Source organism: Pseudomonas sp. 30_B, from assembly GCF_017491605.1.
Lineage (GTDB): Bacteria > Pseudomonadota > Gammaproteobacteria > Pseudomonadales > Pseudomonadaceae > Pseudomonas.
The window spans coordinates 1-235 of sequence record NZ_JAFGYY010000553.1; the positions used below are offsets into that span (position 1 = coordinate 1).

At 60.9% G+C, this 235-nt stretch carries 1 protein-coding gene; it reads right to left on the minus strand.

Features of this window, described 5'->3' with window-relative positions; translation table 11 throughout:
- Positions 1–235: sulfatase-like hydrolase/transferase (locus J5M67_RS29410; protein WP_207888779.1), on the minus strand; the 235-nt coding region annotated here is incomplete at both ends.

Below are 235 nucleotides of genomic sequence, written 5' to 3' on the forward strand. Positions count from 1 at the left end.
GTGTAGACGACGATGGTGTTGTCGGCGATCTTCAGGTCGTCCACCGCCTTGAGCAGCTTGCCGACGTCGCCGTCGTGCTCGAGCATGCCATCAGCGTACTCGTTGCCCGGCATGCCGCTCTGGCCCTTCATCGAGTCGCGCACGTGGGTGAAGAGGTGCATGCGCGTGGTATTCATCCAGACGAAGAACGGTTTGTCGGCCTTGGCCTGCTTGTCGATGAAGTTGATCGCCGCCT